Here is a 13,936-nt window from a genome sequence, read left to right as displayed (position 1 = left end):
TATAAGAAAAAATATACATTCTCATTGTATCTATCGCAATTTTCATTGTCAAGCGTTGTCTACTTTTACTTTCTTTACCTTCAGCCCTGAATCTTATATGGATTAAAAAAACAGACGGCATATTATCCTGGAAAACCTTAGAAAATCCCAATTCATTCACTTAAAATATATGAATATTCCCCTTTACACATAGCCTTTTGGATAGAATAAATATTTTATCTCCAGCTATATACAACGCTTTCATAGTGGATTAAAAAATAAAAGACACGGGACCGTGTCTTTTATTTTTTAATCTTGACGAGTTGAATCTTCCGTGTCTTCAACACCAGAGTTTTCACCAATTCCGTGATGTTCACGAACAAAGAAGGCAATTTCCTCTCTTAAATCCGTATTCTCTTTTAAGAATTGCTTCGAATTTTCACGACCTTGTCCTAAGCGTTCTTCATTATAAGAGTACCAAGCACCGCTCTTTTGAACGATATCAAGTTCAGAAGCCATATCTAAGATTTCACCTTCTCTTGAAATACCTTCTCCGTACATAATATCAACTTCAGCAACACGGAATGGCGGTGCTACTTTATTTTTAACTACTTTTATTTTCGTTTTATTACCAACAATGTCGTTACCTTGCTTTAATTGCTCAGCACGACGTACTTCAAGACGGACAGTTGAATAGAATTTCAACGCACGACCACCTGGAGTTGTTTCTGGGTTCCCGAACATAACCCCAACTTTTTCACGAATTTGGTTGATAAAGATTGCGATTGTTTTTGATTTGTTGATTGCACCTGAAAGTTTACGAAGTGCTTGTGACATTAAACGTGCTTGTAAACCAACGTGAGAGTCACCCATGTCCCCTTCGATCTCAGCTTTCGGTACAAGAGCTGCTACAGAGTCAATTACGATAATATCAACCGCGCCACTTCGTACAAGTGCTTCTGCGATTTCTAGTCCTTGCTCCCCTGTATCAGGCTGTGATAATAGTAATTCATCTATGTTAACACCTAATTTTTGTGCATATACAGGATCCATTGCATGCTCCGCATCAATGAACGCTGCTTGTCCACCTTGACGCTGTACTTCTGCGATTGCGTGTAATGAAACTGTTGTTTTACCTGAACTTTCAGGTCCATAAATTTCAATAACACGGCCACGTGGGTATCCGCCTACCCCTAGTGCCACATCAAGTGCTAAAGAACCACTTGAAATTGTAGAAATTCTATGCTCCGCTTGTTCTCCTAATTTCATAATTGAACCTTTACCGAATTGCTTCTCTATTTGTTTTAACGCCATATCTAATGCCGCTTGACGATCGCTCATTCAAAATTCCTCCTTAACTAAATTGCTAATCTTATTATACCTATTTTCAATTCAATTTGCCAACAAAAATCGAACATTTATTCGTTTTTTTATTTTAGATCGAATAAAACTAGGTTTTCCAACAAAAAAAACTAGAAGAAATTTATATCTCTTCTAGCTTTTTAAATAAATGATAAAATCCATATTTTGTAGAGCGTTCTCTAATTTGTTGACGACTTCCACTTAAATTAAGCGAGAAGACTACAGCTGGTTCATCTTTAATCACCAATCCAATAAATACGGTTCCTGGTTCTTTATGCTCTGAAGCATCCGGTCCTGCCACCCCAGTGAAACTAATCCCGATATCTGCTTTTAACAGTTTCTTTACATTTTCAGCAAGATAACGAGCACACTGTTTACTAACCGCGCCGTCAGTGCGTAACACTTCTTCAGGTACATGTAAAATTTGTTGCTTCACATCATTTTGATAACAAATGACACCGCCTTTAAATACAGACGAGACGCCAGCATTTTCTGTTACTTGATTTCCAAAAAGACCACCTGTTAAACTTTCTGCACATGCTAAAGTTAACCCTTTTTCCTTCAATAGCCTTATTGCCTTGTAATGAAGGAAATCTTGGTCATATCCGTAGAAAAATTCTCCTACTCTTTCTAAAATCAAATCTTCCACATGCTGAATCAGTTTGTCCGCCTCATCAGCATTTTGATGTTTGGCAGTTAAACGTAATGTCACTTCTCCATCATTTGCGAGTGGTGCAATGGTTGGGTTCGTTTGTCCATCAATTAAATCTTGAACTTTCACCTCTAATTGAGATTCCCCAATACCGAAAAAACGAAGAACACGAGAATAAATATTTTCCCCCGTTGTAAACTTACATAAAAAAGGCTCTACGTAACTTATATACATCGGCTTCATTTCTTTTGGTGGTCCTGGTAATAAAATATAAACTTTTCCGTTCTTATTTACCCCCATACCAGGCGCCATACCGTGATCATTCGCAAATACAGTCGATCCATTTAAAACGAGCGCCTGCTTTTTATTATTCTCCGTAAATTCACGGCCTGTACGCTTAAAATAATCGCTTATCGATGTTAATGCCTCTTCATCATACATAAGCTCTTCATCTAAACTAGACGCTATTGTTTCTTTCGTTAAATCATCTTTTGTCGGTCCTAATCCACCTGTAAAAATGAGCATATCAGCTCGTTCTTCAGCCAATTCAATTGCCTTCTGTAATCGCTTGTTATTATCCCCAACGACAGTATGGTAGTACACGTTAATTCCGATTGAAGCTAATTTTTCAGATAAAAACTGGGCATTTGTATTTGCAATTTGTCCAAGTAATAATTCCGTTCCAACCGCAATAATTTCAGCATTCATCCCAATTCCCCCATAAACTTCTATTTTGAATTTACAAGAGCATCTTTATTTTTCCAGAAATAATCCAATCCTGAAATAACGGTAAAGATTAATGCAATCCATATGAAAATATCTGCAACTGGAATATGAAGTAAATTTAACGGTACATCATGTAATAAGTATGCTGCAATCGCAATAATTTGTGTCCATGTCTTAATTTTCCCTAGCTGATTTGCTGCAACTACTTCCCCTGTCCCAGCAAGTACAAGGCGTAAACCTGTTACTGCAAACTCACGACTTATAATTACAATAACGATCCAAGCAGGTACATATTGCATCTCTACCAACGTGATAAGTGCTGCAGAAACAAGTAATTTATCTGCTAACGGGTCAAGGAATTTCCCTAAATTCGTTACAAGATTATATTTTCTTGCATAATGTCCATCAATCCAATCTGTAGCTGAAGCAATTATAAAAATCAGCGCTCCTACTAAATGTTGAATTGGTAAATTGACATCACCAATTGTATATGAGCCCCAATTAAAGGGCGCTAGCATAATTACCATAAAAATTGGAATTAAGCAGATTCTAGATATTGTAATTTTATTTGGTAAATTCACAGCTATTCCTCCATCATGTCAAAAACATTTGTTCATTGAAAAAAGTCATCGAAGCGATGACTGTTATTGCGCAGGTTGCCCTATCCCTTGGTTTTTTATCACCAATCTTTGGTGATATTCTTTTTCTGGATCTAATGGGAAAGTAACCACTTGGCCATTCAGTTTAATTTCAACATTCGGTGCACTTCCAATATTAAGCCGCACTTCTTTTACTGTTGATAAATCACGTTTTTCTGTTTGACCACTTTGTACTGTAGTGTTTAGAATTTCGTTACCCGCATCATCTTTAACATCTACATAGCTTGCACCCTTCGCTGAAATTTCCAGTTCTAATGTTTTATTATTATGAATTTCCAAAGTAGATACCTTACCACTCGTTCCAACTACCTTCACTTCTTGTTGTCCAGTTGGTTGCACTGGTTGTTCCTCTTTCTTTGGCTCTTCTTTTTTTGGTTCTTCCGCTTTCACTTCATCTTTCTTCGTATCTAGCGGAGAATCTTTTGCTTTTTGAACTTCAATTTTCTCACTTTGAGCATTCGGAACTTGCCTATCATCTTTTCCACTTAACGCTTGAATAACAAACCAGACTACCACTCCAAATGCGATTACTAACAACACAATCAAAATTTTTGGCATATGATCTGCAATTGGCCATGATGAAGATTTTTGCATTGTTTCTTGTGTTTTTTGTCCAGTTGATACTTGTGGAACTTCACGATTTTCAGATTGTGGTATCGTACTCTGATATTCTACAAGCAGTTCCTCTCCATTTAATCCAACAGCATCTGCATATTGTTTAATGAATGCACGCGCATAAAAAGCTCCTGGCAACACACCATAATTGCCTTCTTCAATCGCTACTAAATGGCGTTTTTGAATTTTTGTAATCTCATGCAGCTGATCAATAGATAAGCCTTTCGCTTCTCTTGCTTCTGTCAGCTTTTGTCCTAATTCCGTCACTACTAACACCTCAATATTTCTTTAAAAGTCGAACATAGAGAAATTGTTTTTCGTACCTTGCTCAATTTCATCTACTAAATTATATTGAATTTCTTCATCATAATCGTTACGCAATTCGATAATATAATCAAAATCATCCAATGTGTATTCTGACTGACTCACAAACACATCCGGATGTTCCACAACTTTCGTTGCAGGCAATCTCATGATTTCACGAACGAGCTGCCAGTGTCTTTCATTGGCACGCTTTGTCGACACAATTCCATCTAGTATGAAAATATTATCGTCGCTATACTCATCTTCAATCAATTGGCTACGAACAGTTTGCTTAATGAGAGTAGATGATACGAATAACCATCTCTTATTTGCACAAACACTTGCGGCAACAATAGATTCTGTTTTTCCGACACGAGGCATTCCTCGTATCCCAATTAATTTATGACCTTCTTTTTTCATTATCTCCGCCATAAAGTCTACAAGCAATCCTAATTCATCACGCACAAATCGAAATGTTTTCTTATCATCTGCATCTCGTTGTATGTACCTACCATGTCTAACTGCTAGCTTATCTCTAAGCTTTGGCGGACGATATTTCGTTACCGTTATATTATCCATCGTATTTAAAATTGATTCAAGTCTAGAGATTTGTTCTTGATTATCACACATAAGCAAAAGTCCACGTCGTGCATTATCTACACCATTAATTGTGACAATATTGATGCCAAGCATACCGATTAACGAAGAAACGTCACCAAGTAAGCCAGGTCGGTTTTTATGTATTTCATATTCAAAATACCATTCAATCATCCAAGATCACTCCCCTACGCTTACTTTACACCTACGTACTATATTATATGATTTCATCTTAATAGGGAAGCTAAATGTATAATCTATTCCTCCTAATTATTATACAAAAAAAGTAGAGAGGAGCTTCTCCTCTCTACTTTTACTTATGTTGTACAAACTTCACCATTAAATTTGCGATTGTATGTTGCTCTTGTTCATCAGCAACTTTCCAAAGCTCAGACAATAATTTTTCTTGATCGTTGCGCGCTTCTACTTCATTAGCTAAATAATCCCCAACACGAAATGCCATATCTGATACGGCACCACCATCAAGCCCTTTTCCCCCCGCTTGTTCTAAACGTTCTCCTAAAAAGCTCTTCCACTGATCAAAATTATCTAACACTGACATGTTTAAGCACCTCACTATTGAGTAATAGAATCATGCTTAATTTGTGCATTTTTTTATTTTTTATGTAAGAAATTTTTAACAATGCCAACCGCCATTAACTCCAATAATTTGCCCCGTAATATAAGAAGCTCCTGGCGAAACGAGGAAGGAGATTGTTTTTGCTACCTCTTCGGGTAGTCCTATTCTACCTAATGGAATATCTTCAGCAATTTCATTTTTATCATCTTCTGAAAATACATTTAACATTTCTGTTTCGATTGCACCTGGCGCTACCGCATTAACGCGCAATCCACTTAAAGAAACTTCTTTCGCTAAAGCCTTCACATATGAATTTTGTGCACCTTTCACCATTGAGTACAGCACCTCACAAGAAGCTCCTATTTGCCCCCAAATGGATGAAATAATGACAACATTACCACTTCTCCGCCCGATCATCGGTGGAAGCGCCATCGATAGAAGTCTATATAAACTCTTTACTTGAAGCTCCACCATATAATCTAATTCTTCATTCGTAACATCTGTTACTAATCCAAAGATACTCTTTCCAGCTGCGTATACAATAACATCAATAGGATGTTCGATTTGCCCCCACAATTTCTCCGCTCCATCGATAGAAGCTAAATTTGCTTGCACAGGAATCACTACATCAAATTCCTTTTGTAACTCCTTTACCTTCTCTTCGCTTTTATTGTAATGAATATAGACTGTGTAACCATCCTCAATTAACTGCTTCGAAATAGCAGAGCCAATCCCTCCGCTTCCTCCAGTTACTAATGCATACTTTTCCATAAATTCCCTCTCTCATCTTTTATGTATAAATAAATAATACCCTCATCTTACCATTTGGCAATAACCAAACGTTAGATGAGGGATATAGATACTGCGTTTTTTATTCACATATTACTTCACTTTTTTGGTAAAACTTGGCAGACACTCATTTTCTCTTCAATTAATAATGTTTTTGCTGCTTGTTGTAGGTCTTGAACAGTTAATCCTTCTAACACTGTAAGAGCATCAAATAAACTAGATTCATTAAACGCATATCTTGTAAACTGATTTGCAATATATTCAGGTGAATTCAACGATCGTAAAAATCCGCCAATTTTCTTTTTCTTCACCCGTTCCAGCGTAGTCTCATCTAACTGATCATAATTCGTTTGTAGTAAAATACCTTTTAATCGCTCTGCCAATTCATCAGGTTGCTTCGTATCTCCACCAACCATTGCAAAACCAAAGTTATTTTCTTCTGTATAGTCATACGAGAACGAATCATCAATAAGACCTTCATTATATAAAGATTCGTAATGAACTGACCCTTTTCCAAATAAATAATCTAAAAGTAATGTAAGCGCAATTTCTTGTTTTAAAAGGGCTTGCCCTTTTTCTTTTAAATTCGTTGCCTTAATACCAACTAAACATTTTGGAGTTTGGACAGGCATTGAAATAATCTTTTTCTTTTCATTTACTTCTTCTGGTTCCTCTTCAAAAGAGCGAACGATTTCCGGTTGATTTTCGTAATCTTTTTTCGCTTGATTTTCACGAACTAAATCCATTGTTTTTTCAGGATCAATCGCTCCAACAACAAATAATAACATGTTGCTCGGATGGTAAAAAGTCTCATAACATTCATACAGTAGATCTTTTGTAATTTTACTAATAGACTCAATCGTCCCTGCAATATCAATTTTAATTGGATGTTTCACAAACAAACTATCGATTAACCCAAAGTATAAACGCCAGTCTGGGTTATCTTGGTACATTTGAATTTCTTGACCGATAATACCTTTTTCTTTTTCAACCGTTTTTTCAGAGAAATACGGTTCTTGTACAAAGTCTAACAACGTATTTAAATTTCTCTCTACATTTGATGTACAGGAAAAGAGATAAGCGGTTCTTGTAAAAGATGTAAAAGCGTTCGCTGAAGCACCTTGTTTACTAAACAATTGAAACGCGTCATGATCCTCTTTTTCAAACAATTTATGCTCAAGGAAATGAGCAATTCCATCTGGCACACGAGTCATGTCTTCTTTTCCAAGCGGAACAAATGTATTATCAACAGAACCGTACTTCGTCGTAAATGTTGCAAATGTTTTGTTGAAGCCTTGTTTCGGTAAGATATATACGTCTAATCCATTCGGAAGTTTTTCATAATATAGCGTCTCTTTTAATTGCTCATACACAATTTTCTCCATTTATTCTCCCTCCGTTCCATGTAAAAAGTAAATTGTATCTAGTTCAATATTATTAGCAACTTTCACAATTTCTTCTTTCGTCACGCTTTCTATGCCCGTTAGCCATTCTTCAACTGGACGCGTACGCTCTGAGATTACCCCATGATAAAGCATTTCAACAAAACCACGTGGTGTATCAATTGCCTCTAAGATTTGATTTTGAATTACACTTTTCGTTTGCTGAATCTCTTCCTCTGAAAAATCACCGCTTTGCATTGCTTTCATCTGTTCTTTAATAATTTCAACAGCTTTTTCAAAGTTCTTCGCTTCAATCCCAGACATAACGAAGAGCAAACCTTTATGACTTTCAAATCTCGATGCTGCATAGTACGCTAAACTATTTTTTTCACGGACATTTACGAATAACTTCGAATGAGAAAACCCTCCAAATAATCCGTTAAACAATTGTAATGCAAAATAATCTTCATCTTTATACGTAATGAATGTGCGATAGCCGATATTTAATTTACTTTGCTTTAGTTCTTGTTTTTCAACAATTTCTTTTTCTTCATTATTTCGTTTATGAAGAAGTACATTTCTTTCTTTCTCAACACGAGGTGAAATCGAAAAATACTTATTTACAAGCTCCACAGCATCTTCTGAAATGTCACCAATGATATATAAATCCATTTCATCTTCAGCTAACACTTTTTGATAATATTGATACAAACTTTCATTTGTAATAGAAGCAACACTCTCTTTTTTCCCATTTGCACTTAAGCGATATGGTTCTACTTTGCACATTTCTTCGATTAAACGCTCGTTTGCATAACGCATTTTATCATCATAAGTAGCTTCAATTCGTTGCAAGAGTGCTCGTTTCTCACTTTCTACAATAGAAGATAGAAAACCGTCCCCTTCTGTTGCTGGATGTAAAACAATATCAGATAACATAGAAAGCGCTTTTTCAAATAACGGTGGTGCATCGCGTAAATATGTTTCATTTGCAATGTCTACATAAATAGAGATGATATGGTCTTCCCCTTTTTTACTTACATCTACCGCTAAAGAAGATCCATATAATTCTTCTAAATATTGACGAAGACGAATTACAGAAGGCAGTTTTTCTGTCGCACTTTGCAATACGTACGGCAATAAGGCACGCTCTGTCACCGTCTCCTCATTTAAAGGTGCTTTAAAACGAAATACAAAGGTATTTGTTTTAAATTTATCAGTCGGAATAATATGTACTCGCAAGCCACCTAATTCATGCAGTTGCTGTTCCATTAGTTTCATTAATAGCCCTCCTTTACGTATGTAGGAATATTCCTCTTCAATATACAGTTTTTAGAAATAAAAAATCAACTTTTCTTCCTTATTATGCTTACATTTGAGTCTTTCTAAAAACTTTAATATGTAAGGAACATAGTAAAATTCCGTATTAAATATATTCTATGTAAAAAAGCCCGCACTAATGTGCGAGCTTTTCTTATACTTTCTAAATACTCATCGTTTTCCTTTTTCATAAGGCGTTCCTAATGCTTTCGGAGCTTCAGATCGGCCTACAAAACCAACGAGTGCTAATATTGTAAATACATACGGTAATATCGTTAAGAATACACTTGGAATTTCTTTTAATACAGGAATTGTACCACCTGTTATCCCAAGTGATTGAGCAAATCCGAAGAACAGCGCTGCTCCAAGAGCACCAAGTGGATTCCATTTACCAAAGATCATAGCTGCTAGTGCCAAGAAACCTTGTCCAGTAATTGTAGCACCTGAGAAGTTACCAGAAATCGACATTGCGAAGACCGCACCACCCACTCCTGCAAACATTCCAGATATACAAACTGCAATATAACGCATTTTATATACATTAATTCCCATCGTATCTGCTGCCATTGGATGTTCACCAACAGCACGAAGACGAAGACCGAACGGCGTTTTATAAATAATGTACCAGACAACAAATGCTAAAATAATGGCAATATACGATGTTAACGGTACATTTGAGAAAAAGATTTTCCCGATTACCGGAATATCCGAAAGTCCTGGAACATCGATTTTTTCAATTCGGTATTGAATAAAATCAGTCTGTCCTTTACCAAAGATTTTCTTAATCGCAAATACTGTTAAACCGAGAGCCAAAAAGTTAATCGCTACCCCGCTTACTACTTGATCCGCGCGGAATGTAATGGATGCTACTGCGTGAAGAAGTGCAAATAACCCACTACCAATAGCTGCAAATAATAGTGCAATCCAAGGAGTCATTGCTCCCCACGTATCACCCATTAATAACGTTGTAACAATACCAGTAAATGCACCAAATAACATTAAACCTTCTAATGCTATATTTACAACTCCAGAACGTTCACTGAACACTCCACCTAACGCCGTAAAAATAAGTGGCGCTGCCGTATATAACGTACCAGTCACAAGAATGGCTAAAACATCTAAAAAGCTCATTTATTTTCCCTCCTTGCTCATGCGTGTAAGTGCCCAGCGTAAAACATAACTGCAAGCAACAAAGAAAATAATACATGCGATAATAACATTAATTAACTCAGAAGGTACATCTGCTTCAAAATTCATTTGTGGGGCTGCACTTTTCAAACCACCGAACAGTAAAGCCGATAATAATATACCAAATGGATTATTTCCTCCAAGAAGAGCTACCGCAATCCCATCAAATCCAATACCTGTAAACGAAGACATCGCTGTCATGTTTTGGAATGTACCAAGCCCTTCCATAGCACCACCAATCCCTGCAAACGCACCCGCAATCGTCATAGATAGCACAACATTTCGAGAAACTTTCATCCCCGCATACTGAGAAGCATGTTGATTAAATCCAACAGATTTCAATTCGTATCCCAATGTAGTTCTATCCAATAAAAACCACATAATAACCGCAATTAAAATCGCTACGATAATTCCCCAGTGCAAACGAGAACCATCCGTTAAAGAAGATAACCATTCAGAAGATAAAGAAGCACTAGATTTTATGTCATACGATTTCTCATTCGCCTCATGTAAAAAGCGCTTAATTAAATCATACGTCACATAAAGTGCAATATAATTCATCATGATCGTTACGATTACTTCATTTACTTTAAATTTCCCTTTCAAATATCCCGGGATAAATCCCCATAAACCACCAGCTATCGCCGCTACTAAAATTGACAACGGAATATGTAAAATCGCCGGTAATGATACTGCATACCCAAACCAAACAGCAGCAAGCCAACCAACTAATAATTGTCCTTCTACTCCGATGTTAAAAAGACCTGTACGGAATGCAAATGCCACAGAAAGTCCTGCTAACACAAGCGGAATCATCGTACGTAATGTTTCACCAATTGCTTGCGGATTTCCAGCCATTCCTTCCCAAAGCGCTGCATACCCGACAATTGGATCATATCCACTAACTAACATTACAATGGCACCAACAAGTAAACCAAAAATAACGGATAATACAGGAACTAAAATGTTAATTGTTCGCTCCGTTAAAAATTTTTTAGCCATTTGTATTCACCTTCTCTTTCTCCGTTCCGCCAGCCATCAACAAACCAAGCTGTTGTTCATTTGTTTCTTTCGCATCGACAATTGCTACAATTTTCCCTTCATATATAACAGCAACTCGATCACTTACATTTAAAATTTCATCCAGTTCTAGCGATAAAAGTAATACCGCTTTCCCGTTATCTCTCTGCTCGATTAATTTTTTATGAATAAATTCAATCGCACCTACATCTAAACCACGTGTTGGCTGTGCTGCAATTAATAAATCCGGATTACGATCCACTTCACGTGCGATAATTGCCTTTTGCTGGTTTCCACCAGATAGTGCACGAGTTAAGGTTTGTTCACTAGGTGTGCGTATATCAAACTGTTCAATAAGCGCTTTTGCTTTTTGTGTGATTTTACTAAAGTTTAAAATCCCTTTCTTTGAGAATGGATTTTTATAGTACGTTTGCAAAACTATATTATCTCTAACAGAAAAATCAAGCACAAGCCCGTGTTTATGACGGTCTTCTGGAATATGACCAATTCCTTCCTCTGTAATTCTTCGAACAGGCCAATTCGTTATTTCTTTTCCTTTAATTGCAATAGAACCTGACTCAACTTTTCGTAAACCAGTAATTGCCTCTATTAATTCACTTTGTCCATTTCCATCAATCCCTGCAATACCAACGATTTCTCCTGCACGAACAGTTAAGTCAAGGCCTTTTACAGCAGGTAATTGGCGTGCATCATAAACGATAAGATTCGCAACAGACAGAACCTCATCTTTCGGTTTGGCCCCTATTTTTTCTGTTTTAAAATTCACTTGACGTCCGACCATTAATTCTGCAAGTTTATGTTCATCCATTTTCGCTACGTCAACTGTACCAATTCCTTTACCTTTACGAATAATTGTGCAACGATTGCAAACTTCCATAATTTCTTTTAATTTATGTGTAATAAGAATGATAGATTTTCCTTCTTGCACAAGCTTTTTCATAATTTGAATCAACTCATGAATTTCTTGAGGAGTTAACACTGCAGTCGGTTCATCGAATATTAAAATCTCCGCACCACGATAAAGCGTCTTTAATATTTCAACCCTTTGCTGCATCCCCACCGAAATATCTTCAATCTTTGCATTTGGATCAACAGCTAAACCGTACTGTTCAGATAATTGTTTAATTTCTTTTGCAGCCTCTTCAACAGCTATTTTCCCTTTTCTCTTCGGCTCATTTCCAAGAATGATATTCTCTGTAACTGTAAAATTATGAACAAGCATAAAGTGCTGATGGACCATCCCAATTCCAAGGTCATTTGCTATATTCGGATTTGTAATTTTTACAGGGTTTCCTTTAATTTTAATTTCGCCCTGTTCTGGTTGATACAAACCGAACAGTACATTCATCAACGTTGATTTCCCTGCACCATTTTCTCCAAGTAAAGCGTGTATCTCTCCCTGTTTTACTTGCAGCGTAATATCATCATTCGCTACAATGCCTGGGAATACTTTTGTAATATTGTTCATCTCAATTACGTATTCCATTTTGTTCCTCCTTCTAGCAGGGAACACTCCCCAATTACACTCTATTAAAAGTATTTTTATATATACAAAGGTTAGTTCTAAGAACTAACCTTTGCTATTGCTCTATCATTATTTCTTTAGAGCAGCTTCGTATGCTTTATATTCATCATCAGTCGCAGGTACTTTAATTTCACCAGCAGTGATTTTCTTCTCAAATTCTTCTACTTTTGTTAAAATTTCTGGGTTTACTTTTTTCACATTATCAGTTGATTTTGAGATACCAACACCATCATCTTTTAAGCCAAACTCTTCTACTTTACCGCCTTTTAACTTACCATCTTTCGCTTCTTGTGCTACTTTTGCAACTGCAATATCAACACGTTTCACCATAGAAGTTAAAGTTACGTTTTCAGGCATACCTTCTTGATTTTGGTCACGGTCAACACCGATTACCCAAACATTTTCACCTTTTTTCTTACGGTTTTTCGCTTCTGTGAATACACCGTTACCAGTTGCACCTGAAGCATGGTAAATTACGTCAACGCCTTGACCGTACATTGCTGAAGCTAATACAGATCCTTTTTCTGGCTTATCAAATGCATCTGCATATTGCGCTACAATTTCGATATTTGGATTTACCGCTTTCGCTCCAGCTTTAAAACCTGATTCGAATTTTGTAATTAATGGACTCTTCACACCACCAACAAAACCAACTTTATTTGATTTTGTTGTCATTGCTGCTACAGCACCAACTAGGAATGAACCTTCATGGTCTTTAAATGTAATACTTGTTACATTCGGTTCTTTCACAACAGTATCTACAATTGCAAATTGCTCTTTCGGATATTGTTTTGCAACCTTTTCAATCGAGTCTTGCATTAAAAATCCAATACCAAACGTTGTATTATAATGATCTTTCGCAAATTTCGTTAAATTCGGAATGTAATCAGCATCTTTACTTGATTGAAGGTAACGATATCCTTCATTTTTCTTTAAATCGTTGTCTTTACCAAATTTCGTTAAACCTTCCCAAGCTGATTGGTTGAATGATTTGTCATCAACGCCCCCAACATCTGTAACCATACCAACCTTAAACTCTTTATCCCCTTTTTTGTCACTATCCGCTTTATCCGAGTTACCACATGCACCTAACACTGTACTTGCTGCTAACGTTAACGATAATAAAAGACCTGTTTTTTTCTTCATACTAGAAACCCCTCCTGAAATGTTTTGTCTAATGATTCATACGCTGCTGTCCCTTACTTCTTGCTGTCACCTCCC

Annotated in this window: 13 protein-coding genes; all 13 read right to left on the bottom strand. The window is 36.5% G+C overall.

The annotated features are described in order from the left end of the window. Positions 1 to 288 precede the first annotated feature (288 nt). Complete coding sequence (gene recA / locus MKX77_RS06030; protein ID WP_341306019.1) at positions 289 to 1,320, bottom strand: recombinase RecA; 1,032 nt, start codon at positions 1,318 to 1,320, stop codon at positions 289 to 291. Between the two features lie 142 nt (positions 1,321 to 1,462). After that, positions 1,463 to 2,701, bottom strand: a complete 1,239-nt coding sequence (locus MKX77_RS06025; RefSeq protein WP_341306018.1) for a competence/damage-inducible protein A — start codon at positions 2,699 to 2,701, stop codon at positions 1,463 to 1,465. Between the two features lie 20 nt (positions 2,702 to 2,721). After that, positions 2,722 to 3,300: a CDP-diacylglycerol--glycerol-3-phosphate 3-phosphatidyltransferase gene (pgsA, locus tag MKX77_RS06020; protein WP_215553935.1), complete on the bottom strand. Its 579-nt coding sequence runs from the start codon at positions 3,298 to 3,300 to the stop codon at positions 2,722 to 2,724. A gap of 63 nt (positions 3,301 to 3,363) precedes the next feature. Then, positions 3,364 to 4,260 carry a helix-turn-helix domain-containing protein gene (locus MKX77_RS06015; RefSeq protein WP_341306017.1) on the bottom strand — a complete coding sequence of 299 codons (897 nt, stop codon included), beginning with the start codon at positions 4,258 to 4,260 and terminating at the stop codon, positions 3,364 to 3,366. A 21-nt stretch (positions 4,261 to 4,281) separates the two neighbouring features. Beyond that, positions 4,282 to 5,067 carry a DUF3388 domain-containing protein gene (locus tag MKX77_RS06010; protein WP_002066761.1) on the bottom strand — a complete coding sequence of 262 codons (786 nt, stop codon included), beginning with the start codon at positions 5,065 to 5,067 and terminating at the stop codon, positions 4,282 to 4,284. Positions 5,068 to 5,206: 139 nt separating this feature from the next. Further along, positions 5,207 to 5,455: a DUF3243 domain-containing protein gene (locus tag MKX77_RS06005; RefSeq protein WP_000114449.1), complete on the bottom strand. Its 249-nt coding sequence runs from the start codon at positions 5,453 to 5,455 to the stop codon at positions 5,207 to 5,209. 75 nt (positions 5,456 to 5,530) lie between these two features. Next, positions 5,531 to 6,244: an elongation factor P 5-aminopentanone reductase gene (ymfI, locus tag MKX77_RS06000; RefSeq protein WP_199659948.1), complete on the bottom strand. Its 714-nt coding sequence runs from the start codon at positions 6,242 to 6,244 to the stop codon at positions 5,531 to 5,533. 116 nt (positions 6,245 to 6,360) lie between these two features. After that, positions 6,361 to 7,647 carry an EF-P 5-aminopentanol modification-associated protein YfmH gene (gene yfmH / locus MKX77_RS05995; RefSeq protein ID WP_215553938.1) on the bottom strand — a complete coding sequence of 429 codons (1,287 nt, stop codon included), beginning with the start codon at positions 7,645 to 7,647 and terminating at the stop codon, positions 6,361 to 6,363. Further along, entirely contained in the window at positions 7,648 to 8,922 is a 1,275-nt protein-coding gene (gene yfmF / locus MKX77_RS05990) for an EF-P 5-aminopentanol modification-associated protein YfmF (RefSeq protein WP_341306016.1), read from the bottom strand. Positions 8,923 to 9,132: 210 nt separating this feature from the next. Then, positions 9,133 to 10,092, bottom strand: a complete 960-nt coding sequence (locus MKX77_RS05985; protein ID WP_002111342.1) for an ABC transporter permease — start codon at positions 10,090 to 10,092, stop codon at positions 9,133 to 9,135. Beyond that, positions 10,093 to 11,151 carry an ABC transporter permease gene (locus tag MKX77_RS05980; protein ID WP_341306015.1) on the bottom strand — a complete coding sequence of 353 codons (1,059 nt, stop codon included), beginning with the start codon at positions 11,149 to 11,151 and terminating at the stop codon, positions 10,093 to 10,095. It abuts the gene before it with no gap. Beyond that, positions 11,144 to 12,676, bottom strand: coding sequence for an ABC transporter ATP-binding protein (locus MKX77_RS05975; RefSeq protein ID WP_215553940.1), 1,533 nt, complete (start codon positions 12,674 to 12,676; stop codon positions 11,144 to 11,146). Before MKX77_RS05975 ends, MKX77_RS05980 begins: the two co-directional genes overlap by 8 nt. 108 nt (positions 12,677 to 12,784) lie before the next feature. Beyond that, positions 12,785 to 13,861, bottom strand: a complete 1,077-nt coding sequence (locus MKX77_RS05970; protein ID WP_215553941.1) for a BMP family lipoprotein — start codon at positions 13,859 to 13,861, stop codon at positions 12,785 to 12,787. Positions 13,862 to 13,936 lie beyond the last annotated feature (75 nt).

It is taken from the genome of Bacillus sp. FSL R9-9410, assembly GCF_038050385.1.
Lineage (GTDB): Bacteria > Bacillota > Bacilli > Bacillales > Bacillaceae_G > Bacillus_A > Bacillus_A cereus_U.
The sequence above is the reverse complement of the archived record's forward strand: the minus strand, read 5'-3'. Positions and strand labels throughout refer to the sequence as shown.